Below are 20,236 nucleotides of genomic sequence, written 5' to 3'. Positions count from 1 at the left end.
GTCAGTTGGTCCCCTCGGCGTCGTAGAGGCCGAAGTACTCGGCGGCGGTGTGCATGTCCTTGTCGCCGCGGCCCGACAGCGACACCAGGATGGTCGCCTCCGGGCCCAGCTCGCGGCCCAGTTCGAGCGCGCCGGCCAGCGCGTGCGCCGACTCGATGGCCGGGATGATGCCCTCGGTGCGGGACAGCAGCCGCAGCGCCTCCATCGCCTGCGCGTCGGTGACCGGGCGGTACTCGGCCCGTCCGGTGTCCTTCAGCCAGGCGTGCTCCGGGCCGACGCCCGGGTAGTCCAGGCCGGCCGAGATCGAGTGCGACTCGATGGTCTGGCCGTCCTCGTCCTGCAGCACGTAGGTGCGCGAGCCGTGCAGCACGCCCGGGTCGCCCTTGGTCAGGGTGGCAGCGTGCTTCGGGGTCTCGGCGCCCTCGCCGGCCGCCTCGCAGCCGATCAGGCGGACGCCCGCGTCCGGGATGAACTCGTGGAAGATGCCCATCGCGTTGGAGCCGCCGCCGACGCAGGCGACCACCGCGTCCGGGAGCCGCCCGGTGCGGTCCAGCACCTGTTGGCGGGCCTCGACGCCGATCACCCGGTGGAAGTCGCGGACCATCATCGGGAACGGGTGCGGGCCCGCGACGGTGCCGAACAGGTAGTGGGTGGAGTCGACGTTGGCGACCCAGTCCCGGAACGCCTCGTTGATGGCGTCCTTCAGGGTGCGGCTGCCGGAGGTCACCGGGACGACCTCGGCGCCCAGCATCCGCATCCGGGCGACGTTCAGCGCCTGCCGCTCCGTGTCGACCTCGCCCATGTAGATGGTGCAGTCGAAGCCGAACAGCGCGCAGGCGGTGGCGGTGGCCACGCCGTGCTGGCCGGCGCCGGTCTCGGCGATGATCCGGGTCTTGCCCATCCGGCGGGTCAGCAGCGCCTGGCCCAGCACGTTGTTGATCTTGTGCGAGCCGGTGTGGTTCAGGTCCTCGCGCTTGAGCAGGACCCGCGCCCCGCCGGCCTCCGCGGAGAACCGGTGGACGTCGGTGAGCGCGCTGGGCCGGCCGGTGTAGTCCTTGAGCAGACCGTCCAGCTCGGCGGCGAACGCCGGGTCGGTCTTCGCCTTCTCGTACTCCTCGGCGACCTGCTCGACCGCGGCGACCAGCGCCTCCGGGATGAAGCGGCCGCCGTAGGCGCCGAAGTAACCGCGTGCGTCCGGGACTTGGGTACCCGGAAGGTGGAACTCGGACATGACTCGTCCTCTGTCTGGAAGTTGACGGCGGAAAAAGCGGAACGGGCGGCGTGCTTCAGCCGCGGGTTCCGTGCCATCGACGTCCGGGGACCTGTCCGGGCTCGCAGCCGATCACGTAACGCACCCGCCGCCCCAGCACCCGGCGTGCGGGCGCGCGGCAGCCGCGCGGGCGGCAGCCGGGGGCGAGGCGGGCGGCGATCGACATGGCGGCGGGTCAGCCCCGCCCGTTGTTGCGCAGCGCCGGGTGGGCCCCGGCGGCGACCAGGTCGGCGACCGCGGCCCGCGGGTCGCGGCCGGTCACCAGCGACTCGCCGACCAGCACCGCGTCGGCGCCCTGGTTGGCGTAGGTGATCAGGTCGTGCGGCCCGCGGACCCCCGACTCGGCGACCTTCACGACGTGCGCCGGGATGGCGTCCACCACGTTGCCGAAGGTGTTCCGGTCGACCTCGAGGGTCTTCAGGTTGCGGGCGTTCACGCCGATGATCCGCGCGCCGGCGTCCACCGCGCGGGCGATCTCCTCCTCGTCGTGCACCTCGACCAGCGGGGTCAGCCCGATCGACTCGGCCCGCTCGATCAGCGAGACCAGGGCCGGCTGCTCCAGCGCGGCCACGATCAGCAGCGCCAGGTCCGCGCCGTGCGCGCGGGCCTCCCAGAGCTGGTACGCGGTGACGATGAAGTCCTTGCGCAGGACCGGGGTGTCGACCGCCGCGCGGACCGCGTCCAGGTCCGCCAGCGAACCGCCGAAGCGGCGCTGCTCGGTGAGGACGCTGATCGCGGCGGCACCGCCCGCCGCGTAGTCGACCGCCAGCGCGGCCGGGTCGGCGATCGCCGCCAGCGCGCCCTTGGACGGGCTGGAGCGCTTGACCTCGCAGATCACCCGGACGCCGTCGCCGCGCAGCGCGGCCACGCCGTCCTTCGCCTCGGGCGCCTTCGCGGCGAGCTCCTTGAGCTCGTCCAGCGAGACCCGGGCCTGTCGCTCGGCGAGGTCCTCCCGGACCCCGTCGATGATCTCGTCGAGCACAGTCACGCGTGCGCCCCTCATCAAGTTCCGCAGGTCGTCCCGCCGGTCGTTCCGCGGGTACGGCCTGCTGTGCCGGTGCGCCGGGCGGACGGAACCGGCCCGGCACCTCGATGGTATCGGGCGCGGGGGGCGCGTTCCGCATTCGTCCGGCGCGCGTCTCGACCAGCGGACCGCCCGGCGCGCGCTCAGACCACCGGCGGCGCCAGCAGCGCGCCCGCCGGAAGGTTGCGCACCACCGCGAACACCACCAGCACCGCGACCAGCGCCGCCGCCTGCCGGCCGGTGATCCGCCACCCCGGCGCGGGCCGCCCGCGCGCCGCCCGGACCGCCCAGCGGGCCCACAGCGCCAGCGCGGCGAACGCCGCCAGCGTCACCAACAGGTTGTCGTGCGCGGCCGTCAGCAGCTCGCCGTGCGTCAGCGCGTGCACGCAGCGCAGCCCCCCGCAGCCCGGACACCACCAGCCCGTCACCCGCAGCAGCGGGCAGACCGGGTAGTGGCCGGGCGTGTTCGGGTCCACCGCCGCGACGAACGCCGTGGGCAGTGCCACCGCCGCCAGCGCGGCCAGCGGGCGGGCCAGGCGGCGCAGCGCGGCGGCGGGGCCGGCCGGGCCGACGGGACGGGGCGGGACCGGCTGGGAGGCGGCGGGAGCGTTCACGGGCACGATTGTGCCCCCGGACCCCCTCCCGGCGGGACACCCCCTCGCCCGGCGGGTCCGGGCCGGGGCCTGTCCGTGGCCCTGTCCCTGTCCCTGTCCCTGTCCCGGGAACGCCGAACGGCGGGCCGCCGGCCCGCCGTCCTCGTCGATCGGTCCGCCCGGTCAGCCCGCGGTGACCGCGCTGCGCTCCTCGGAGGGCAGCGGGGCGAAGTTCTTGCTGGGCTGCTTGCCCATGCCCGCCATCGCCATCGCCTTGCCGACCACACCGCCGATCACGACCACGACGAGGCCCGCGATGACCAGCACCACGTTCGGGATGATCATGGCGACGCCGGACACGCAGAAGCCGACGAAGGCAATGACCACTCCGGTCCACGCGGCGGGGGTGTGGCCGTGCGCTGCTGCAGCCATCTTTTTGGTGCTCCTTGTTTCTCCGGGGCCCGGTCGGGCGGTCCTGGGCGGCGCTCGACGGGTTGACCCCTCCATTGTGCCGGGCCGAACACGGCACCCCCAAGCCGGGGCGGCCGTGGTCCCGCGCACACTCAGCCCGTCGGGTCCTCGCCCCGGTCCAGGGCCTTCCACAGGTCGGCCGGGCCACCGGCGCCCGGCGCCGCCTTCCGGGTCGGCGCCTCGTACCGCGACCCCATCGCCGGCCAGCCCGCCCCGAACCGCGCCGTCAGCGCGCCGGCCGCCGCCAGCAGCAGGCCGCCGACGAACGCGACCCACGGCCACGCCGTCCGGGTGATCTCCTCGGCCCGGCCACTGCTCAGGGCGAGCTGACCCGCCGCGACGGCGTGCAGGCCCGCCGTGTCGGTCCACCCGATCAGGGCCCCGACGACGACCCCCGCACCCGCCAGCACCGTCAACGCGCCCACCAGCACCCGGGCCCGGCCGCGCACCGCGAACACGGCGACCGCCGCCGCCATCGCCACCAGCGCCATCCCCGTCGGCAGCGCCGTCAACCGGCTCCCGCTGGCACTCACCGCGATCCGCCCCCCACCCATCCCGGGCGCCACCCCCTCCACCCAGGTCCGACCCACCGAGGTCAGCACCAGCACAGCACCCAGCGCGGTCAGCAGCAGCATCATCCCGAGCGTGCGCCGGGAATTAGGAACAGCGGAGGTCTCACTCACCCGTCCAGTGTCCCCGACCGAACACCCTGCCGAGGCACCACCCCACCGCCCCCACGCACACAGCCCCGAAACCCGCCCCGGCGGAGTCGGCAGAACCGGGCAGGACGACGCCTCCGGCGAGGGAGGGCGGAGCCAGGTAGGACAACGGCCGCACCGCGCAGCGGGCGGGTGCCTCCGGCGGGGTCGGCGAAACCGGGCAGGCAAACGCCTCCGGTGAGGGACGGCCGGGCCAGCCAGGAGAACGACCGCTTCGCGCCCCGCGCAGCGGGCAGGCGGCTCCGGCGGGGTCAGCGAAACCGGGCAGGCAAACGCCCCCGGCAGGGGACGGCCGAGCCAGGCGGGAGAACGACCGCCCCGTGCCCGCGCAGCGGGAAGGCGCTTCCCGCCGGAGGCGTGGTCGGCGGGGGGTCAGTGGAGGGTGTTGGCGGTGGCTACGGCGCGGAGGACGGCGGCGGCCTTGTTGTGGCACTCGGTGTCTTCGGAGTGGGGGTCGGAGTCGGCGACGACGCCTGCGCCGGCCTGGACGTAGGCGGTGTTGTCGCGGATGACGGCGGTGCGGATGGCGATCGCGGTGTCGGAGTCGCCGGCGAAGTCGAGGTAGCCGACGCAGCCGCCGTAGAGGCCGCGGCGGGTGGGTTCGAGTTCCTCGATGATCTGCATGGCGCGGGGCTTGGGCGCGCCGGAGAGCGTTCCGGCCGGGAAGCAGGCGGTGAGGACGTCGAAGGCGCTGCGGCCCTCGGCGACCTTGCCGGTGACGGTGGAGACGATGTGCATGACGTGGCTGTAGCGCTCGACCGTCATGAACTCGACCACCTCGACCGAGCCGGGTGCGCAGACCCGTCCGAGGTCGTTGCGGCCCAGGTCGACCAGCATCAGGTGCTCGGCCCGCTCCTTGGGGTCGGCGAGCAGTTCGGCGGCGAGTTCGGCGTCCTCGTGCGCGGTCGCCCCGCGGTGCCGGGTGCCGGCGATCGGGTGCAGCATCGCCTCGCCGCCGGTCACCTTGACCAGTGCTTCCGGGCTGGAGCCGACCACGTCGAAGCCGCCCTCGGCGCCGCCGTCCGGCCCGGGGAAGCGGAACAGGTACATGTAGGGGCTGGGGTTGGTGGTGCGCAGCACCCGGTAGACGTCGAGCGCGGAGGCCGGGCAGGGGGCCTCGAAGCGCTGCGAGGGGACGACCTGGAACGCCTCGCCGGCCCGGATGCGCTCCTTCACCACTTCGACGGCCTTGCGGTACGGCTCGCCGCCGAACGGCGAGTGCGCCTCGACGGCGGTCGGGGTGTACGTCGCGAGGCCGGGGTCGACGGGGCGGCGCAGGTCGGCCTCCATCGCGTCGAGCCGGGCGACGGCGTCCGCGTGGGCCTCGTCGACGCCGGTGGCCAGGTCGTTGTGGTTGACGGCGTTGGCGATCAGCAGCACGGTGCCGTCGACGTGGTCGAGGACGGCCAGGTCGGTGGCGAGCAGCAGGGTCAGCTCGGGGAGCTTCAGGTCGTCCGGGGTGAGGTTCGGCAGCTTCTCCAGGCGGCGCACCATGTCGTAGCCGAGGTAGCCGACCAGGCCGCCGGTGAGCGGCGGCAGGCCGTCGTCGGGGTGGCGCGGGGTGTGCAGCGCGGTCAGCGTGGCGCGCAGCACCTCCAGCGGGTCGCCGGTGGTGGGGATGCCGACCGGCGGCTCGCCCAGCCAGCGGGCGGCGCCGTCCTGACCGGCCGTCAGGACCGCGCCGGAGCGGACCCCGACGAAGGAGTAGCGGGCCCAGCTGCGGCCCTGCTCGGCGGACTCCAGCAGGAAGGTGCCGGGCCGCTCGGCGGCCAGGCTGCGGTACACGCCGATCGGGGTGAGGCCGTCCGCGAGGAGCCTGCGGGTGACGGGGATGACCCGGGTGTCGGCGGCGAGCGTGCGGAAGGCCTCGAGTTCCATGGGGCACCGATCGGATGAGAGGGCGGGCTGGTCGGGGAGGGGCTGGGGAAAGGCTACTGGGCGAGCGGCAGCACGTCGGCGTCGAAGCAGGTCCGGTCGCCGGTGTGGCAGGCCGCGCCGACCTGGTCGACCTTCACCAGCAGGGTGTCGCCGTCGCAGTCCAGCGCGACCTGCTTGACGTGCTGGACGTGCCCCGAGGTGTCGCCCTTCACCCAGTACTCGCTGCGGCTGCGGCTCCAGTACGTGCAGCGGCCGGTGGTCAGGGTGCGGTGCAGCGCCTCGTCGTCCATCCAACCGAGCATCAGCACCTCGCCGGTGTCGTGCTGCTGGGCGACGGCCGGCAGCAGGCCGTCCGGGGTGCGCTTGAGGCGGGCGGCGATCGCCGGGTCCAGGGCGGTGCTGCCGGGGGCGGCGGGGGTGGTCGACATGCGGCCCATTCTCGCAGGCCGCCGGGGTCCGCCGGGGCGGTGTCCGGACGGCGGGACAGCGGGACGGGCCGGCCGTCCGGTGGTCGGACGGCCGGCCCGTCGGGGCGCGGGGCCTGCGGGCTGGTGGGCAGGCGGGCCCGGCGGGATCAGCCGAAGGCGGTGGCGATCCGCGACTGGTCCACCCGGTACGGCGCCGGGTCGTCGGCCAGGCCGAGGTCGTGCAGCAACTCCTGTTGCACGGCCTCCTTGTTGGTGTCGCCGGTCAGGCCCTCCTTGGCGGCTCCCCAGGCGGATTGGCCGGCCGCCTTGAGGGTGCCCTTCACGGTGCCGTCGCCGTGCTCGACGCCGTCGTCGCCCGCGCCGATCGCGTCGTCGAAGGCCGACCGGACGTGGTCGGTGACCTGGTCGTCGGCGAACTTGGCCGCCTTCGCGGCGAACCCCTCGCCCTCCTCCAGTTCGCGCAGGCCCTGGACGGCGGTCTTGACGTTCTTCAGCTCGGTGATCGCCTTGCGCGCCGTGTCGATGTTCCGGACCGCCTTGACCGCGCTGCCGAGCTCCTTCAGCGCCTTCAGCAACTCCTCCAGCTTCTCGGCCAGTTGGGTCGACACCCGGCCCACCCGGGCGACGAAGACGGCGATCTCCGCCTCGGTCAGCAGGGCGTCCGCGATCAGGCCGATGCCCGCCGTCACCACCGCGATCACCGCCTCCGCCGCCAGCGACACGATCAGCGCCTCGATCGCCTCGCTGATGATCTGCACCACCATGCCCTCGGCCATCGCGCACTCCTGCGCCGCCGAGTTGATGATCCGCGCGGTCTCCAGCATCCCGTCCGCGGTCTGGTCGAGCGCGTCCGCGACCTCGCCCATGTGGCCGCCGAACGCGTCGCTCGCGCCGCCCGCCCAGTCCTCCGCCAGCGGCACCGCGCCGGAGCGGACCTCCGCCGCGACCGAGCGCACCGCGGACGCCTGGACCTGCCACTCCTCGGCCGCCGCGTTCAGCTCCGCGAGGTTGCCGGTGACCTTCTCCAGCATCTCGATCAGGCCGGACTGCTCCAGCGCGTACTCGACGGCCTCGTCGAGCATCCCGCCGAGGCCGTCCCGGTCCGGGTGCGCGGCCGGTGCCAGCGCCTCCATCTCCCGCTGCACCTGGGCGTGCGCCCAGGCGTAGGCGTCACTGCCGCCCAACGGGTCGGCCACCGGCCCGAGACCGCCGGGCCCGGCCGGGTACGGCATCGGCGCCGTCCCGACGAACCCGCCGGCCACCCGGCCCAGCACGGCGCCCGTCCCGACCTCGCCGGCGGCCTCCCCCGCGCCCTCGCCCTCGGGTCCGCCCTCACCCTCGGGTCCACCCGCGGCCTCGCCGCCCTCCGGGTCGGCCGGGCCGAAGATCTGGTCGCCGGCCCAGTCGCCGGCCCGCTCCCCCAGCTTCCCGGCCGCCGCCGACCCGGCCTCCTGCAGCTTCCCGCCGAACCAGCCGGTCCGCGGGTCCGCGGGGGCGTCGCCGCCCGCGTCGCCGGCCGCCGGGTCCGCCGGGGTCGCCGGGTCCGCCGGACGGGTCGGGTGGGTCGGGTTCTCGGGGTTCGCCGGGTGGCCCGGCTGCTGCGGGTGCGGCGCCGGCGACTGCGGGTGCGACGGGGCCGGGGCGGGCTGCGACGGCGGCGGCGTGTGGGTGGACGGCGTGTGCTGCGCCGGGGCGTGCGAGCCGCCGGACGAACCGGACGAGCCGTGCGAGCCGCCGGAGTTGCCGCCGTGCGAACTGTGCCGGGCCATCAGCGGCCACCGCCCATCGTGCTGCCCAGGTACTGCTCGTTCTCCGTGTAGTTCTGCGCCACCCCGGTCAGCCCCTGCGACGTCCCGTGCACCGCCCGCCCCAGCCCGCCCAGGTTCTCCCGGCTCGCGCTCGCGTGCTCCTGGTACGCCGACGCCAGGTGCTGGGCGTTCGGCAGGTGGCCGAACGCGTCCGACGAGATGCTGATCGCCGCCGTCGCGGAGGCTATCCGGTCCAACAGCTCGGCCTGTTCCGCCAGCAGCGCCGAATACCGGTCGAGCGCTCCTGGCTCCACCCGAAACCCGCTGTCCCCCATGCCAGTTGCCCTTCCTCGATGACCACGCAGATGACCGCGCAACAGGCCGGTCATCGTACTGATCATCACGCAAAGGCTTCGCAAACAGATCTCCCGGAAGGGCTGACGCACCCCCCGCCGCCCCAGCAGAATGGCCACGAATCCAGGGGGTTGACATGACTCGTCGCCAGAAGGCGCTCCTCGCATCCGCCGCCGCGGCCGTCACCGCCGCCGCCACCGTCCTGCTCTGGCCCGCCCCCCACCACCAGGCCGCCGCCCCTCCACCTCCTCCCCCCAGCGCCTCCCCGACACCTTCACCGTCCCCGACCAAGACGTACCCGTATCCGTTCTATCCGGTGAACACCTGTTTCCTGATCCCGTCGTACAGCGACGTCAAGGACTACACGGTCGTCCCGTGCGACCAGCCGCACGATGCCCAGACCGTCGCGGCCATCAGGCTTCCGGAAGGGCTGACGGACAACACCACGCTCGGCCGGACCCTGGTGCAGCTCTGCAAGCCCGTCGTGGAAGAGGTGGAGAAACGGCAGAACGGCGGTGGCCCGTACTTCAACAACCCGATCGGTCCGCTCATGGGTTTCTACAACGAGGGCTACCGGGACGTGAACTGCACCGTGACGTTCTCCCAGTGGCCCAAGGGGCCGCACCCCGCCGCACCGCTCCGCTGACCGCCCGCCGCCCGTAAGGTGGCTCGCATGGTGAGCCTTGTGGAGCGTGAGCGGGCCCGGTTGAGCGGGTTGATGGTGGGGGCGGGGCCGGAGGGGGCCACGTTGTGTGCGGGGTGGGCGGTGCGGGATCTGGCGGCGCATCTGGTGGTGCGGGAGGGGCGGCCGGATGCGGCGGTGGGGATTCGGGTGCGGGGGCTGGCGGGGTGGACGGGGCGGGTGCAGGGGAGGGCGGCGGAACGGCCGTTCGGGGAGTTGGTGAAGTCGTTCCGGTCGGGGCCGCCAGCCTGGTCGCCGTTCAATCTGCCGGGGGTGGACGGGGCGGCGAACCTGGTGGAGTTCTTCGTGCACGCGGAGGACGTGCGGCGGGCGGTGGAGTTCGGGCCGGAGCCGCTGGAGGAGGAGTTGGCGGAGGCGTTGTGGAAGCGGGTGCCGATGGTGGCCCGGTTCGGTGACGCGCGGTCGCCGGTCTCGTTGCGGCTGGTGCACCCGGACGGCCGGGAGGTGACGGTGCGCCGGAAGGGGGCGCCGGTGGTGACGGTGACGGGCGGGCCGGGCGAGCTGGTGCTGTTCCTGTACGGGCGGGGCGAGCGGACCGCGGTGGTGGCGGAGGGCGAGCCGGGCGCGGTGGAGGCGCTGGCGCACGTGCTGCCGCTGCCGGTGGCCTGACGGCGCGTCGGGCGGTGGGGCGGGGCCGGTGGTGTGCCAGCCTGGCGGCACCCCGGTTTCCCGTCCTGCTTCAGGAGCGTGCGCGCATGGTGAGCACCGAATACTGGCCCGGTTCGCCGAACTGGATCGATCTCGGCAGTCCGGACGTCGCCGAGTCGGCGCTGTTCTACGGGGCGGTGTTCGGCTGGTCGTTCGACCCGGTCGGCGGGCCGGAGGCGGGCGGCTACGGGTACTTCCGGCTGGCGGGCCGGACGGTGGCGGCGGCGGGGCCGCTGACCGAGGTGGCGGCGCTGCCCGCGTGGACGGTGTACTTCCGGACGGCGGACGCGGCGGACGCCGCGGCGGCCGCGGAGCGGGCGGGCGGCACGGTGCGGGTGCCGGCCTCGGCGGTGCCGGGGCAGGGGCGGTTCGCGCAGCTGACCGACCCGGCGGGCGGCCGGTTCGCGGTGTGGGAGCCGGGCGGGACGGTCGGCCTGGACGTGGTGGGCGGGGTCGGCGCGCTGTGCTGGGCCGAGCTGCACACCCCGGACGCGGCGGGCGCGCTGCGGTTCTACCAGGGGCTGTTCGACTGGCGGACCCGGGACAGCGGGGTGCCGGACGCGGCGTACACGGTGCTGCGGACGGCGGAGGGCGCGGACGGGTTCGCGGCCTCGTTCGGCGGGGTGGCGGGCGTGCACCCGCGGGTGGACGTGGGCTGGCTGCCGCACTTCGCGGTCGCGGACGCGCTGCTGACGACCGATCTGGTCCGCCGGTCCGGCGGCAGCGTGCTGGTCCCGCCGGAGCCGGTCCCCACGGTGGGCCGGATCGCGGTCCTGGCCGACCCCTTCGGCGCCCAGTTCGCGCTCCTGGAGCCGGAGCCCCGCCGCGGCTGAGACGGCGGGGCGCGGGACCGGGCGGATCGGGTCGGGTCGGGTCGGGTCAGCGGACGGGGTGCCCGGTGGCCCGGAGTTCGTCCTTGACCTGGCCGATCGTCAGGTCGCCGAAGTGGAAGACGCTGGCGGCGAGGACGGCGTCGGCGCCGGCGTCGACGGCGGGGGCGAAGTCGGCGAGCTTGCCGGCGCCGCCGGAGGCGATGACGGGGATGGAGACGGCCTTGCGGGCGGCCCGGATCATCTCCAGGTCGTAGCCGTCCTTGGTGCCGTCGGCGTCCATCGAGTTGAGCAGGATCTCACCGGCGCCGAGTTCGGCGGCGCGCACCGCCCACTCGATCGCGTCGAGGCCGGTGCCGCGGCGGCCGCCGTGGGTGGTGACCTCGAAGCCGGAGGCGGTCTCGGTGCCCTCGGGGCAGCGCCGGGCGTCGACCGAGAGGACGAGCACCTGGCGGCCGAAGCGCCGGGCGATCTCGCGGACAAGTTCGGGGCGGGCGATCGCGGCGGTGTTGACGCCGACCTTGTCGGCGCCGGCCCGGAGCAGCCTGTCGACGTCCTCGACGGCGCGGACGCCGCCGCCGACGGTGAGCGGGATGAAGACCTGTTCGGCGGTGCGGCGGACCACGTCGTAGGTGGTCTCCCGGGAGCCGGAGGAGGCGGTGATGTCGAGGAAGGTCAACTCGTCGGCGCCCTGGGCGTCGTAGAGCTTGGCGAGTTCGACGGGGTCGCCGGCGTCGCGCAGGTTCTGGAAGTTGACGCCCTTGACGACGCGTCCGGCGTCCACGTCGAGGCAGGGGATGACGCGTACTGCGAGTGTCACGGCTGGGTGCCTTCCAAAGTGCGGACCGGGCCGGGTCGGTGGGCGTCGACCTCGACCTCGACCATCGTCCGGGAGTCGGTCAGGGCCTGGACCACCACCATGGTGGTGACCGGCCGGACCGCGTCGAAGAGTTCCTTGTGGGCGCGGGCGGCCTCGTCGCGGTCCCGGAGGTGGGTGAGGTACATCCGGGTGCGGACCACGTCGGCGGCGCCGAGACCGTGTGCGGCGAGGGCGTCGAGGGCCGCGGCGAAGGCGGCGAGGGTCTGCCCGTACGGGTCGCCCTCGTGGTCGACGACGCCGTCGGGGCGGCGGGCGGTGCAGCCCGCGACCAGGACGAAGTCCCCGGCCGCCACCGCCCGGGAGGAGCCGTAGCGGTCCTCGGCGGGGGACGGCGCGGCGGTGCGGGCGGGGGCGGCCGGGGTTTCGTCGGTCATCGGGACACAGCCTCCAGGGCCTCTTCGAGGGTGAACTTCTGCTCGTAGAGCGCCTTCCCCACGATCGAGCCCTCGACGCCCTCCGGCACCAGGGTGGCGATGGCGCGCAGGTCGTCGAGCGAGGACACGCCGCCGGAGGCGACCACGGGCTTGTCGGTGGCGGCGCAGACGTCGCGCAGCAGCTGCAGGTTGGGGCCGGTCAGGGTGCCGTCGCGGTTGACGTCGGTGACCACGTAGCGGGCGCAGCCCTCGGCGTCGAGGCGGGCCAGCACGTCGTAGAGCTGGCCGCCGTCGCGGGTCCAGCCGCGGCCGCGCAGGGTGGTGCCGACCACGTCGAGGCCGACGGCGATCTTGTCGCCGTGCTCGGCGATGACCTTGGCGACCCACTCGGGGGCCTCCAGGGCGGCGGTGCCGAGGTTGACCCGGGTGCAGCCGGTGGCGAGGGCCGCGGCCAGCGACTCGTCGTCGCGGATGCCGCCGGACAGCTCGACCTTGATGTCGAGGCGGCCGGTGACCTCGCGGAGCAGCTCGCGGTTGCTGCCGGTGCCGAAGGCGGCGTCCAGGTCGACCAGGTGCAGCCACTCGGCGCCGGCGTTCTGCCAGGCCAGGGCGGCGGCGAGCGGCTCGCCGAAGGAGGTCTCGGTGCCGGAGGCGCCCTTGACCAGGCGGACCGCCCGGCCGTCGCGGACGTCGACGGCGGGCAGCAGTTCGAGGCGGTTGGTCATGGTGTGGAGGACTCTTCCGTCGTCAGAGGGTGTCGACCCAGTTGGTCAGCAGGGCGGCGCCGGCGTCGCCGGACTTCTCGGGGTGGAACTGGGTGGCCCAGAGCGGGCCGTTCTCCACGGCGGCGACGAACGGCTGCCCGTGGGTCGCCCAGATCACCTTGGGGGCGCGGATCTTCTCCGAGTGGGTCTCCAGCACCCAGTGCCGGACGCCGTAGGAGTGCACGAAGTAGAACCGGGTGTCGGCGTCCATCCCGGCGAACATCCGGGTGCCCTCGGGGGCGTCGACGGTGTTCCAGCCCATGTGCGGGACGATCGGCGCGTCCAGCGGCTCGACGACGCCGGGCCACTCGTCGCAGCCGGCGGTCTCGACGCCGTGCTCGACGCCCTTCTCGAACAGGATCTGCATGCCGACGCAGATGCCGAGCACGGGGCGGCCGCCGGCCAGCCGGCGGCCGATCACCTGCTCGCCGCGGACGGCCTTCAGGCCGCGCATGCAGGCTTCGAAGGCGCCGACGCCGGGGACCAGCAGGCCGTCGGCGTCCAGGGCCTCCTGGAAGTTCGAGGTGACGGTGACGGTGGCGCCGGTGCGTTCGACCGCGCGCTGGGCGGAGCGCAGGTTGCCGGAGCCGTAGTCCAGCACCACGACGTTCTTGGCCATGGGGAGTCTCCTAGAGGCGCATGATGCCGGCGGCCAGGCACATGGCCGAGGCGAAGGCGAGGACGAGGACGACGCCCTTGGGCAGCTTCTGCTTCCAGAACGACCAGACGCCGCCCGCGAAGAACAGGCCGAGGACGATCAGCAGCGTCGCCATCAGAGCGCGCCCTTGGTGGAGGGCAGGATGCCGGCGGCGCGCGGGTCGTGCTCGGAGGCGTAGCGCAGCGCCCGGGCGAGCGCCTTGAACTGGCACTCGACGATGTGGTGGGCGTTGCGGCCGTAGGGCACGTGCACGTGCAGCGCGATCTGCGCCTGCGCGACGAAGGACTCCAGGATGTGCCGGGTCATCGTGGTGTCGTAGGCGCCGATCATCGGGGCCATGTTCTCGGGCTCGGTGTGCACCAGGTACGGGCGGCCGGAGAGGTCGACGGTGACCTGGGCGAGCGACTCGTCCAGCGGGACGGTGCAGTTGCCGAACCGGTAGATGCCGACCTTGTCGCCGAGCGCCTGCTTGAAGGCGGCGCCGAGCGCGAGGGCGGTGTCCTCGATGGTGTGGTGGGTGTCGATGTGCAGGTCGCCCTCGGTCTTGACGGTGAGGTCGAAGAGGCCGTGGCGGCCGAGCTGGTCGAGCATGTGGTCGTAGAACCCGACGCCCGTGGAGACGTCCGTCTTTCCGGTTCCGTCGAGGTCGATCTCGACCAGGACGGAGGTCTCCTTGGTGGTGCGTTCGACGCGGCCGATGCGGGACATGCGGGGTTACAGCTCCTTGGTTGCGAGCGAGACGGCGCTGAGGAACGCGTCGTTCTCGGCGGGGGTGCCGGCGGTGACGCGCAGCCGTCCGGGGACGCCGTTGTCGCGGATCAGCACGCCCTGGTCGAGGATCGCCCGCCACACCGCGTGGGTGTCCTCGAAGCGGCCGAACTGGATGAAGTTGGCGTCGGACTCGGTGACGTCGAGCCCGAGCCCGCGCAGCGCGGTGACCACCCGGTCGCGCTCGGACTTGAGCCGGTCGACGTAGCCGAGCAGGGTGTCGGTGTGCTCCAGGCAGGCCAGCGCGGTGGCCTGGGTGACGGCCGACAGGTGGTAGGGCAGCCGGACCAGCTGGACGGCGTCCACCACGGCCGGGTCGGCGGCGAGGTAGCCGAGCCGCAGCCCGGCCGCGCCGAACGCCTTCGACATGGTGCGGCTGATCACCAGGTTCGGGCGGCCCTCCAGCAGCGGCAGCAGCGAGGCGCGGTGCGAGAACTCGACGTACGCCTCGTCGACCACCACCATGCTGGGCCCGGCGGCCTGCGCGGCCTCGTACAGGGCGAGCACGGTGTCGGCCGCGACGGCGGTGCCGGTCGGGTTGTTCGGCGAGCAGACGAACACCACGTCGGGGCGGAGCTCGGCGATCGCGGCCCGGGCGGCGTCCACGTCGATGGTGAAGTCGGCGTTGCGCGGGCCGGAGACCCAGCCGGTGCCGGTGCCGCGGGCGATCAGGGCGTGCATCGAGTACGAGGGCTCGAAGCCGATCGCGGTGCGGCCGGGGCCGCCGAAGGTCTGCAGCAGCTGCTGGAGGACCTCGTTGGAGCCGTTGGCGGCCCAGACCTGGTCCTTCGACACCTCGAAGCCGGTGGTGTCGCTCAGGTACTTCGCCAGGCCGGTGCGCAGCTCGACCGCGTCCCGGTCGGGGTAGCGGTTGAGGGTGCGGGCGGCCTCGGCGACCCGCTCGGCGATCCGGGCGACCAGCGGCTCGGGCAGCGGGTACGGGTTCTCGTTGGTATTGAGCTGCACGGGCACGTCCAACTGCGGTGCGCCGTACGGGGACTGGCCGCGCAGTTCGTCGCGGACGGGGAGGTCGTCGATCTTGGTCACGTGCCGGGAACCGTCCAGTCGAATCGGGCCTTCACAGCGTCGCCGTGACCGGGCAGGTCCTCGGCCTCGGACAGGGTGACCACGTGCGCGGCGATGCCGGCCAGCGCCTCGCGGTCGTACTCGACGACCTGGACGCCGCGCAGGAAGGTCTGCACGGACAGGCCGGCGGAGTGGCAGGCGCAGCCGCCGGTGGGCAGCACGTGGTTGGAGCCGGCCGCGTAGTCGCCCAGCGAGACCGGGGTGTAGCGGCCGAGGAAGATCGCGCCCGCGTTGCGGACCCGCTCGGAGACGGCGTGCGGCTCGGCGGTCTGGATCTCCAGGTGCTCGGCGGCGTAGGCGTTGACCACGGCGAGGCCCTGCTCCAGGCCGTCGACCAGGATGATGCCGGACTGCGGGCCGCCCAGCGCCTCGGCCACCCGCTCGCTGTGCTTGGTCCGGGCGACCTGGGTCTTCAGCTCGGCCTCGACCGCGTCCGCCAGCAGCGGGGAGGCGGTGACCAGCACCGAGCCGGAGGTCGGGCCGTGCTCGGCCTGGCTGATCAGGTCGGCGGCGACCTCGGCGGCGTCCGCGGTGTCGTCGGCGAGGACCATGATCTCGGTCGGGCCGGCCTCCGAGTCGATGCCGATCCGGCCCGCGAACAGGCGCTTGGCGGCGGCGACGTAGATGTTGCCGGGGCCGGTGACCAGGTTGACGGGCGCGCACTCCTCGGTGCCGAGCGCGAACATCGCGACCGCCTGGGCGCCGCCGACCGCGTACACCTCGTCGACGCCGAGCAGCGCGCAGGCCGCCAGGATGGTCGGGTGGACCCGGCCGCCGAACGCCTTCTGCGGCGGCGAGGTGACGGCGATGCCGGCCACCCCGGCCTCCTGGGCGGGCACCACGTTCATCACCACGGAGGACGGGTAGACGGCGAGGCCGCCGGGCACGTACAGGCCGACCCGGTCGACCGGCACCCAGCGCTGGGTGACGGTGCCGCCGGGGACCACCCGGGTGCTGTGGCCGACCCGGCGCTGGTCGGCGTGGACGGCGCGGGCGCGGCGGATCGACTCCTCCAGCGCGGCGCGGACCTTCGGGTCGAGCTGCTCCAGGGCTTCGGCGATCTGCCCGGCCGGGACGCGGGTCGACTCCAGCCGGACGCCGTCGAAGCGCTCGGTGATCTCGATCAGCGCCGCGACGCCGCGATGGCGGACGTCCTCCGCGATCGGCCGCACCTTCTCCAGGGCGGCCTCGACGTCGAACTCGGCACGGGGCAGCACGTCTCGCGGGTCCGTGGAGGAGCCGCGGAGGTCGATTCGAGAGATCACAGCGCCAAGTGTAAGGAGTGGTGAAAAGCGGCAGCCGGGCATTTCAGTCCGTGATACGAAAGGTGAGACGGCTTCAAGATCATCATGGGGGAACGGTGGAGCAGGCTCCGGACGACTGGACCGAGACCGAACGCGGCCTCTGGGAGGCGTTCCGCAACGGCGAGGTGTACGACCTGCGGGCCGAGCGGCCGCGCCGCCAGGCCCGGCTCTACCTGCCCGCGCCCGCCGGGAAGACCGTGCGGGCCGACGGCGCGGCGGAGGGCCCGGACGACCCGTTCGCCGACGAGCCCTGGGGCGCCGGGCGCACCGTCCGGGCCGAGGTGATCTCCCGGCTGCTGCTGGCCGGTCCGCCGCCCCACCCCGGCAAGGTCGCCTCGCTGAAGCTCACCGGCGCCGAGATCACCGGACCGCTCCGGCTGGCCGGCGGCCGGATCGACAGCTACGTCGAGTTCCAGCTCTGCCGCTTCGACCGGAAACTGCTGATCTCCGAGGCCGCGATCGGCACCCTGCGGCTGGTCTCCTGCCGCCTCCCCCGGATCGAGGCGTCCCGGCTGGCCAGCGAGGGCGACGTGCACCTCGCCCGCTGCGGCGTACGCGACGGCATCCGGCTCACCGACGCCCGGATCGGCACCGACCTGCTGCTCAACCAGAGCGCTGTCGGCCCCGACCTGTACGGCCGGGCGATCTCCGCCGACGGGCTGACCGTCAACCAGGACGTCGAGGCCGAACGCCTGGAGCTCAAGGGCGAGTTGAGCCTCCGCTCGGCCCGGATCGGCGGCCGCCTGGCGCTCCGCGGGGCCCAGCTGCACGCCGCCCCCGGCAACCCCAACGCGCTGGACGCCGCCCGGATCAGCATCGGCCACACCCTGTACCTGGCCAGCTCCGAGGACGCCGACTGGACCGCCTCGCGCTCGGTGTACGGCTCCGGCTACGGCGCGCCCGCGGCCACCGTCGTCGACCGCCGGACCGTCGTCTACACCCCGTTCCGCTCCTGGGGCCGGGTCCGGCTCTCCGACGCCCGCTTCGAGAACGCCTGCCTGATCTCGCTCGCCGAGTTCCACCTCGGCCCCGGCGAGGAGCTCTCGCTCAGCCGCATCCAGTCCCCCGAGCTCCGCTTCACCTGCGAGGTCCCGCCGACCGGCGCGGTCTCGCTCAGCCGGGCCCGGATCGGCAACCTGATCGACACCCCGGGCAGCTGGCCCACCGACCACCACGTCTCGCTCACCGGCTTCACCTACGAGGCGCTCCGCCCCGCCGAGCCCTTCCCGCTGGGGCGCCGGATCGCCTGGGTCGACTCCGGCCGGGAGTTCCGGCCCGAGGCGTACGAGCAGCTCGCCGCCGCCCTGCGCCGCGACGGCGCCGACGAGGACGCCCGCACCGTGCTGCACGCCAAGCAGCGCCGCCGCCGGCGCACCCTCCCGCTGCCCGGCCGGATCTGGGGCCACCTGCAGGACGTCGCGATCGGCTACGGCTACCGGCCCGGCCGGGCCGCCGCCTGGCTGGTCCTCGCCTGGGCGCTCGGCACCGCCTACTTCGCCGCGCACCCGCCGGGCCCGCTCAAGGCCGACGAGGTCCCCACCTGGAACGCCGCGCTGTACGCCGCGAGCAAGGTGCTGCCGCTGGTCGACCTCGGCCAGTCCGGCTGGAACCCGGACGGCCACGGCCAGTGGGTCGCCGCCGCCCTGGTGCTCACCGGCTGGGTGCTCGCCACCACCGCCGTGGCCGGCGCCACCCGCCTGCTCCAGCGCGGCTGACCGCCCCGCCGGGCCGACCCGTGCCGGGAACTGCGGCGCGGCGGCGGCCCGTCGCCAACTACGCTGTCCGCCGTGACTGATCGGCTCCCGCTCTTCCCGCTGAACACGGTCCTCTTCCCGGGCCTGGTGATGCCCCTGCACGTCTTCGAGGAGCGCTACCGCCGCCTGGTCGCGGACCTGCAGAAACTTCCCGAGGACGCGCCGCGCCGCTTCGGCGTGGTCGCGATCCGGGACGGGCGCGAGATCGCGCCGGTCCGCGAGAGCGAGGAGCCGGCCGGCCCGCTGGACGGCCTCGGCGCGCCCGGCGGCGACCCGCTCGACGCCCTGCACCCGGTCGGCTGCGTCGCCGACATCGCCTCCGTCCAGGAGCAGCCCGAGGGCCACTACGAGCTGCTGGTCACCGGCACCACCCGGTTCCGGCTGCGCTCGCTGGACGCCACCGGCGCCTACCTGGTGGGCGAGGTCTCCGCCCTCGCCGAGCAGCCCGGCGAGGGCTCCGGCGCGCTCTCGGCCGGGGTCGAACGGGCCTTCCGCACCTACCAGAAGCGGCTGGTCGGCGCCCGCGAGGCCACCCTCGCCGCCGAGCCGGACCTGCCCGACGACCCGCAGGTGCTCTCCTACCTGGTCGCGGCCGCCACCGCGCTGCCCACCCACGTCAAGCAGGAGCTGCTCGCCAGCCCCGACACCGCGCACCGGCTGGCCCGCGAACTCGAACTGCTGCGGCACGAGAGCGCCGTCATCGCCCGGCTGCCCTCGCTGCCCGCCGCCGACCTCACCCGCCAGGCATTCAGCCCGAACTGAGGACCCACTGCCCATGGCCAGGAAGAAGACCGCCGGCGGCACGCCCGCCACCGTCGCCCTCGACACCGCCGGCGTCCCGTTCACCGTCCACGAGTACACCCACGACCCGGCCGCCGCCTCCTACGGCGCCGAGGCCGCCGAGGTGCTGGGCGTCGACCCGGGCCGGGTGTTCAAGACCCTGCTCGCCGAGGCCGACGGCGTGCTCGCCGTCGCCGTCGTCCCGGTCTCCGGCCGGCTCGACCTCAAGGCGCTGGCCGGCGCGCTCGGCGCGAAGCGCGCCGCGATGGCCGACCCGGCCGCCGCCGAGCGTTCCACCGGCTACGTGCTGGGCGGCATCTCGCCGCTCGGCCAGCGCAAGCGGCTGCGCACGGTCGTCGACCGCACCCTGCACGACTGGCCCACCGTCTACGTCTCGGCCGGCCGCCGCGGCCTGGAGGTGGAGCTCTCCCCCGCCGACCTGGTCCGGCTCACGGCGGCCGTCACCGCCCCGATCTCCCGGGACTGACCGGGACTGAGCAGGGCCTGCACTCAGGCGTGGTCCGCCGGGGGCTGCGGCACCTGCGGCGCCTGCGGGGGCATCGCCCAGTACGGCGGGCGGTCGGGCTCGCGCTTGCCGAAGGTCGCGGAGAGGGCGAGCAGCGCGATCATCGCCGTCATCGGCCAGACCAGCAGCGCGCCGTGCGCGGAGAGCTCCAGCGGCCCGTCGAAGCGGCCGCCGTCGCCGACCGCGAGGGCGTGCGCCCGCAGGTCGGAGGTCGGGCCGAGCCGGACGCCGAGCTGCCAGGCCCCCAGCGAGCCGAGCAGGCCGCCCAGGGCGAGGCCGACGGCGACGGCGATGCCGCCGCCGCGGGACCGGGTCCAGAGGAAGGCGGCGAGGGCGGTGGCGAGACCGAAGGCCAGGCCCAGGGTGGAGAAGACGCCGACGGCGCCGATCAGCTCCTCGCCCTCGGGGTCGCGGTAGAGGATCCGGTTGCCCGAGACCTGGTAGCCGATCCGGGGGGCGAGCCAGAGCCACAGCAGGCCGAGCACACCGCCGAGGACCGCCCCGACCACGGTGATGACCGCGCCGATCCGCAACTCGGGCCCGAGCTGCGGCCGCTCGGCGTGGGGAGGCTGCTGCGACGGGTGCGGCGGGGCCGCGAACGGGTCCGGCCCGGGCGTGCTACCCGCAGGTGTGTTCGGTACGGTCACGTCCCCATCGTTTCACGACCGAACCCGCA

The 20,236-nt window shown here is 74.4% G+C and carries 25 protein-coding genes; 6 read left to right on the top strand and 19 right to left on the bottom strand.

Features of this window, described 5'->3' with window-relative positions; genetic code table 11:
• Nucleotide 1: 1 nt before the first annotated feature.
• From trpB to ACIQBJ_RS17710, 10 genes are all read right to left on the bottom strand, one after another.
• A complete protein-coding gene (gene trpB, locus ACIQBJ_RS17755; protein WP_400710483.1) occupies nucleotides 2-1,231 on the bottom strand; it encodes a tryptophan synthase subunit beta in 1,230 nt (409 codons plus the stop codon).
• 55 nt (nucleotides 1,232-1,286) lie between these two features.
• A complete protein-coding gene (gene trpM / locus ACIQBJ_RS17750) occupies nucleotides 1,287-1,436 on the bottom strand; it encodes a tryptophan biosynthesis modulator TrpM (RefSeq protein ID WP_400710480.1) in 150 nt (49 codons plus the stop codon).
• Nucleotides 1,437-1,445: 9 nt separating this feature from the next.
• Complete coding sequence (gene trpC / locus ACIQBJ_RS17745) at nucleotides 1,446-2,258, bottom strand: indole-3-glycerol phosphate synthase TrpC (protein WP_400710477.1); 813 nt, start codon at nucleotides 2,256-2,258, stop codon at nucleotides 1,446-1,448.
• Between the two features lie 179 nt (nucleotides 2,259-2,437).
• Nucleotides 2,438-2,908, bottom strand: a complete 471-nt coding sequence (locus ACIQBJ_RS17740) for a DUF2752 domain-containing protein (RefSeq protein WP_400710474.1) — start codon at nucleotides 2,906-2,908, stop codon at nucleotides 2,438-2,440.
• A 162-nt stretch (nucleotides 2,909-3,070) separates the two neighbouring features.
• Nucleotides 3,071-3,319 carry an HGxxPAAW family protein gene (locus ACIQBJ_RS17735; protein WP_400710471.1) on the bottom strand — a complete coding sequence of 83 codons (249 nt, stop codon included), beginning with the start codon at nucleotides 3,317-3,319 and terminating at the stop codon, nucleotides 3,071-3,073.
• 131 nt (nucleotides 3,320-3,450) lie between these two features.
• On the bottom strand, nucleotides 3,451-4,041 hold the full coding sequence (locus tag ACIQBJ_RS17730) for a TIGR02234 family membrane protein (RefSeq protein ID WP_400710468.1): 591 nt from the start codon (nucleotides 4,039-4,041) through the stop codon (nucleotides 3,451-3,453).
• Nucleotides 4,042-4,449: 408 nt separating this feature from the next.
• Nucleotides 4,450-5,955 (bottom strand): anthranilate synthase component I, encoded by a 1,506-nt coding sequence (locus ACIQBJ_RS17725; RefSeq protein WP_400710465.1) that lies wholly within the window; start codon nucleotides 5,953-5,955, stop codon nucleotides 4,450-4,452.
• Nucleotides 5,956-6,008: 53 nt separating this feature from the next.
• Complete coding sequence (gene hisI / locus ACIQBJ_RS17720; RefSeq protein WP_400710462.1) at nucleotides 6,009-6,383, bottom strand: phosphoribosyl-AMP cyclohydrolase; 375 nt, start codon at nucleotides 6,381-6,383, stop codon at nucleotides 6,009-6,011.
• A gap of 146 nt (nucleotides 6,384-6,529) precedes the next feature.
• The gene (locus tag ACIQBJ_RS17715; protein WP_400710455.1) at nucleotides 6,530-8,152 is read right to left on the bottom strand and encodes a hypothetical protein; all 1,623 of its coding nucleotides are present in this window, start codon (nucleotides 8,150-8,152) and stop codon (nucleotides 6,530-6,532) included.
• The gene (locus tag ACIQBJ_RS17710; protein ID WP_400710452.1) at nucleotides 8,152-8,445 is read right to left on the bottom strand and encodes a hypothetical protein; all 294 of its coding nucleotides are present in this window, start codon (nucleotides 8,443-8,445) and stop codon (nucleotides 8,152-8,154) included. Before ACIQBJ_RS17710 ends, ACIQBJ_RS17715 begins: the two co-directional genes overlap by 1 nt.
• Nucleotides 8,446-8,621: 176 nt before the next feature.
• Here ACIQBJ_RS17710 and ACIQBJ_RS17705 point away from each other — a divergent pair, with 176 nt between their 5' ends.
• The 3 genes from ACIQBJ_RS17705 (at nucleotide 8,622) to ACIQBJ_RS17695 (ending at nucleotide 10,669) form a co-directional block, all read left to right on the top strand.
• On the top strand, nucleotides 8,622-9,131 hold the full coding sequence (locus tag ACIQBJ_RS17705; protein ID WP_400710450.1) for a hypothetical protein: 510 nt from the start codon (nucleotides 8,622-8,624) through the stop codon (nucleotides 9,129-9,131).
• Between the two features lie 27 nt (nucleotides 9,132-9,158).
• Nucleotides 9,159-9,797: a TIGR03085 family metal-binding protein gene (locus tag ACIQBJ_RS17700; protein ID WP_400710447.1), complete on the top strand. Its 639-nt coding sequence runs from the start codon at nucleotides 9,159-9,161 to the stop codon at nucleotides 9,795-9,797.
• An 86-nt stretch (nucleotides 9,798-9,883) separates the two neighbouring features.
• On the top strand, nucleotides 9,884-10,669 hold the full coding sequence (locus ACIQBJ_RS17695) for a VOC family protein (protein WP_400710444.1): 786 nt from the start codon (nucleotides 9,884-9,886) through the stop codon (nucleotides 10,667-10,669).
• Between the two features lie 46 nt (nucleotides 10,670-10,715).
• Here ACIQBJ_RS17695 and hisF read toward each other — a convergent pair whose 3' ends face one another.
• The 8 genes from hisF to hisD are packed head-to-tail and all read right to left on the bottom strand — an operon-like array spanning nucleotide 10,716 to nucleotide 16,461.
• Nucleotides 10,716-11,486: an imidazole glycerol phosphate synthase subunit HisF gene (gene hisF / locus ACIQBJ_RS17690; RefSeq protein WP_400710441.1), complete on the bottom strand. Its 771-nt coding sequence runs from the start codon at nucleotides 11,484-11,486 to the stop codon at nucleotides 10,716-10,718.
• A complete protein-coding gene (locus ACIQBJ_RS17685) occupies nucleotides 11,483-11,920 on the bottom strand; it encodes a Rid family hydrolase (RefSeq protein WP_400710438.1) in 438 nt (145 codons plus the stop codon). Before ACIQBJ_RS17685 ends, hisF begins: the two co-directional genes overlap by 4 nt.
• Nucleotides 11,917-12,645 carry a bifunctional 1-(5-phosphoribosyl)-5-((5-phosphoribosylamino)methylideneamino)imidazole-4-carboxamide isomerase/phosphoribosylanthranilate isomerase PriA gene (gene priA, locus ACIQBJ_RS17680; RefSeq protein ID WP_400710435.1) on the bottom strand — a complete coding sequence of 243 codons (729 nt, stop codon included), beginning with the start codon at nucleotides 12,643-12,645 and terminating at the stop codon, nucleotides 11,917-11,919. The genes ACIQBJ_RS17685 and priA overlap by 4 nt, the downstream gene beginning before the upstream one ends.
• Before the next feature lie 22 nt (nucleotides 12,646-12,667).
• Nucleotides 12,668-13,303, bottom strand: a complete 636-nt coding sequence (gene hisH / locus ACIQBJ_RS17675) for an imidazole glycerol phosphate synthase subunit HisH (RefSeq protein WP_400710432.1) — start codon at nucleotides 13,301-13,303, stop codon at nucleotides 12,668-12,670.
• A gap of 10 nt (nucleotides 13,304-13,313) precedes the next feature.
• On the bottom strand, nucleotides 13,314-13,457 hold the full coding sequence (locus tag ACIQBJ_RS17670; RefSeq protein ID WP_400688326.1) for a hypothetical protein: 144 nt from the start codon (nucleotides 13,455-13,457) through the stop codon (nucleotides 13,314-13,316).
• Complete coding sequence (gene hisB / locus ACIQBJ_RS17665; RefSeq protein WP_400710429.1) at nucleotides 13,457-14,050, bottom strand: imidazoleglycerol-phosphate dehydratase HisB; 594 nt, start codon at nucleotides 14,048-14,050, stop codon at nucleotides 13,457-13,459. Before hisB ends, ACIQBJ_RS17670 begins: the two co-directional genes overlap by 1 nt.
• Nucleotides 14,051-14,056: 6 nt before the next feature.
• On the bottom strand, nucleotides 14,057-15,157 hold the full coding sequence (locus ACIQBJ_RS17660; protein WP_400710426.1) for a histidinol-phosphate transaminase: 1,101 nt from the start codon (nucleotides 15,155-15,157) through the stop codon (nucleotides 14,057-14,059).
• The gene (gene hisD, locus ACIQBJ_RS17655; protein ID WP_400710423.1) at nucleotides 15,154-16,461 is read right to left on the bottom strand and encodes a histidinol dehydrogenase; all 1,308 of its coding nucleotides are present in this window, start codon (nucleotides 16,459-16,461) and stop codon (nucleotides 15,154-15,156) included. The genes ACIQBJ_RS17660 and hisD overlap by 4 nt, the downstream gene beginning before the upstream one ends.
• A 95-nt stretch (nucleotides 16,462-16,556) precedes the next feature.
• On the opposite strand from hisD, the gene ACIQBJ_RS17650 reads away from it, so the two are divergent.
• The 3 genes from ACIQBJ_RS17650 (at nucleotide 16,557) to ybaK (ending at nucleotide 19,521) form a co-directional block, all read left to right on the top strand.
• Complete coding sequence (locus tag ACIQBJ_RS17650; protein WP_400710420.1) at nucleotides 16,557-18,215, top strand: oxidoreductase; 1,659 nt, start codon at nucleotides 16,557-16,559, stop codon at nucleotides 18,213-18,215.
• Between the two features lie 72 nt (nucleotides 18,216-18,287).
• Nucleotides 18,288-19,016 (top strand): LON peptidase substrate-binding domain-containing protein, encoded by a 729-nt coding sequence (locus tag ACIQBJ_RS17645; protein ID WP_400710417.1) that lies wholly within the window; start codon nucleotides 18,288-18,290, stop codon nucleotides 19,014-19,016.
• A 13-nt stretch (nucleotides 19,017-19,029) separates the two neighbouring features.
• Nucleotides 19,030-19,521: a Cys-tRNA(Pro) deacylase gene (gene ybaK / locus ACIQBJ_RS17640; RefSeq protein WP_400710414.1), complete on the top strand. Its 492-nt coding sequence runs from the start codon at nucleotides 19,030-19,032 to the stop codon at nucleotides 19,519-19,521.
• A 23-nt stretch (nucleotides 19,522-19,544) separates the two neighbouring features.
• Here the strand turns inward: ybaK and ACIQBJ_RS17635 are convergent, their stop codons facing one another.
• A complete protein-coding gene (locus ACIQBJ_RS17635; RefSeq protein ID WP_400710411.1) occupies nucleotides 19,545-20,207 on the bottom strand; it encodes a hypothetical protein in 663 nt (220 codons plus the stop codon).
• Nucleotides 20,208-20,236: the final 29 nt, after the last annotated feature.

This window comes from Kitasatospora sp. NPDC088391 (assembly GCF_044753345.1).
Classification (GTDB): Bacteria; Actinomycetota; Actinomycetes; order Streptomycetales; family Streptomycetaceae; genus Kitasatospora.
The sequence above is the reverse complement of the archived record's forward strand: the minus strand, read 5'-3'. Positions and strand labels throughout refer to the sequence as shown.

Bases quoted from the DNA above. Each gene is read 5' to 3' on its own strand.
- ybaK (WP_400710414.1), top strand. From the start codon at position 19,030: ATGGCCAGGAAGAAGACCGCCGGCGGCACGCCCGCCACCGTCGCCCTC.
- hisI (WP_400710462.1), bottom strand. From the start codon at position 6,383: ATGTCGACCACCCCCGCCGCCCCCGGCAGCACCGCCCTGGACCCGGCG.
- ACIQBJ_RS17725 (WP_400710465.1), bottom strand. From the start codon at position 5,955: ATGGAACTCGAGGCCTTCCGCACGCTCGCCGCCGACACCCGGGTCATC.
- priA (WP_400710435.1), bottom strand. From the start codon at position 12,645: ATGACCAACCGCCTCGAACTGCTGCCCGCCGTCGACGTCCGCGACGGC.
- ACIQBJ_RS17700 (WP_400710447.1), top strand. From the start codon at position 9,159: ATGGTGAGCCTTGTGGAGCGTGAGCGGGCCCGGTTGAGCGGGTTGATG.
- trpM (WP_400710480.1), bottom strand. From the start codon at position 1,436: ATGTCGATCGCCGCCCGCCTCGCCCCCGGCTGCCGCCCGCGCGGCTGC.
- hisB (WP_400710429.1), bottom strand. From the start codon at position 14,050: ATGTCCCGCATCGGCCGCGTCGAACGCACCACCAAGGAGACCTCCGTC.
- ACIQBJ_RS17670 (WP_400688326.1), bottom strand. From the start codon at position 13,457: ATGGCGACGCTGCTGATCGTCCTCGGCCTGTTCTTCGCGGGCGGCGTC.
- ACIQBJ_RS17735 (WP_400710471.1), bottom strand. From the start codon at position 3,319: ATGGCTGCAGCAGCGCACGGCCACACCCCCGCCGCGTGGACCGGAGTG.
- ACIQBJ_RS17705 (WP_400710450.1), top strand. From the start codon at position 8,622: ATGACTCGTCGCCAGAAGGCGCTCCTCGCATCCGCCGCCGCGGCCGTC.
- ACIQBJ_RS17695 (WP_400710444.1), top strand. From the start codon at position 9,884: ATGGTGAGCACCGAATACTGGCCCGGTTCGCCGAACTGGATCGATCTC.
- ACIQBJ_RS17715 (WP_400710455.1), bottom strand. From the start codon at position 8,152: ATGGCCCGGCACAGTTCGCACGGCGGCAACTCCGGCGGCTCGCACGGC.
- ACIQBJ_RS17685 (WP_400710438.1), bottom strand. From the start codon at position 11,920: ATGACCGACGAAACCCCGGCCGCCCCCGCCCGCACCGCCGCGCCGTCC.
- hisH (WP_400710432.1), bottom strand. From the start codon at position 13,303: ATGGCCAAGAACGTCGTGGTGCTGGACTACGGCTCCGGCAACCTGCGC.
- trpB (WP_400710483.1), bottom strand. From the start codon at position 1,231: ATGTCCGAGTTCCACCTTCCGGGTACCCAAGTCCCGGACGCACGCGGT.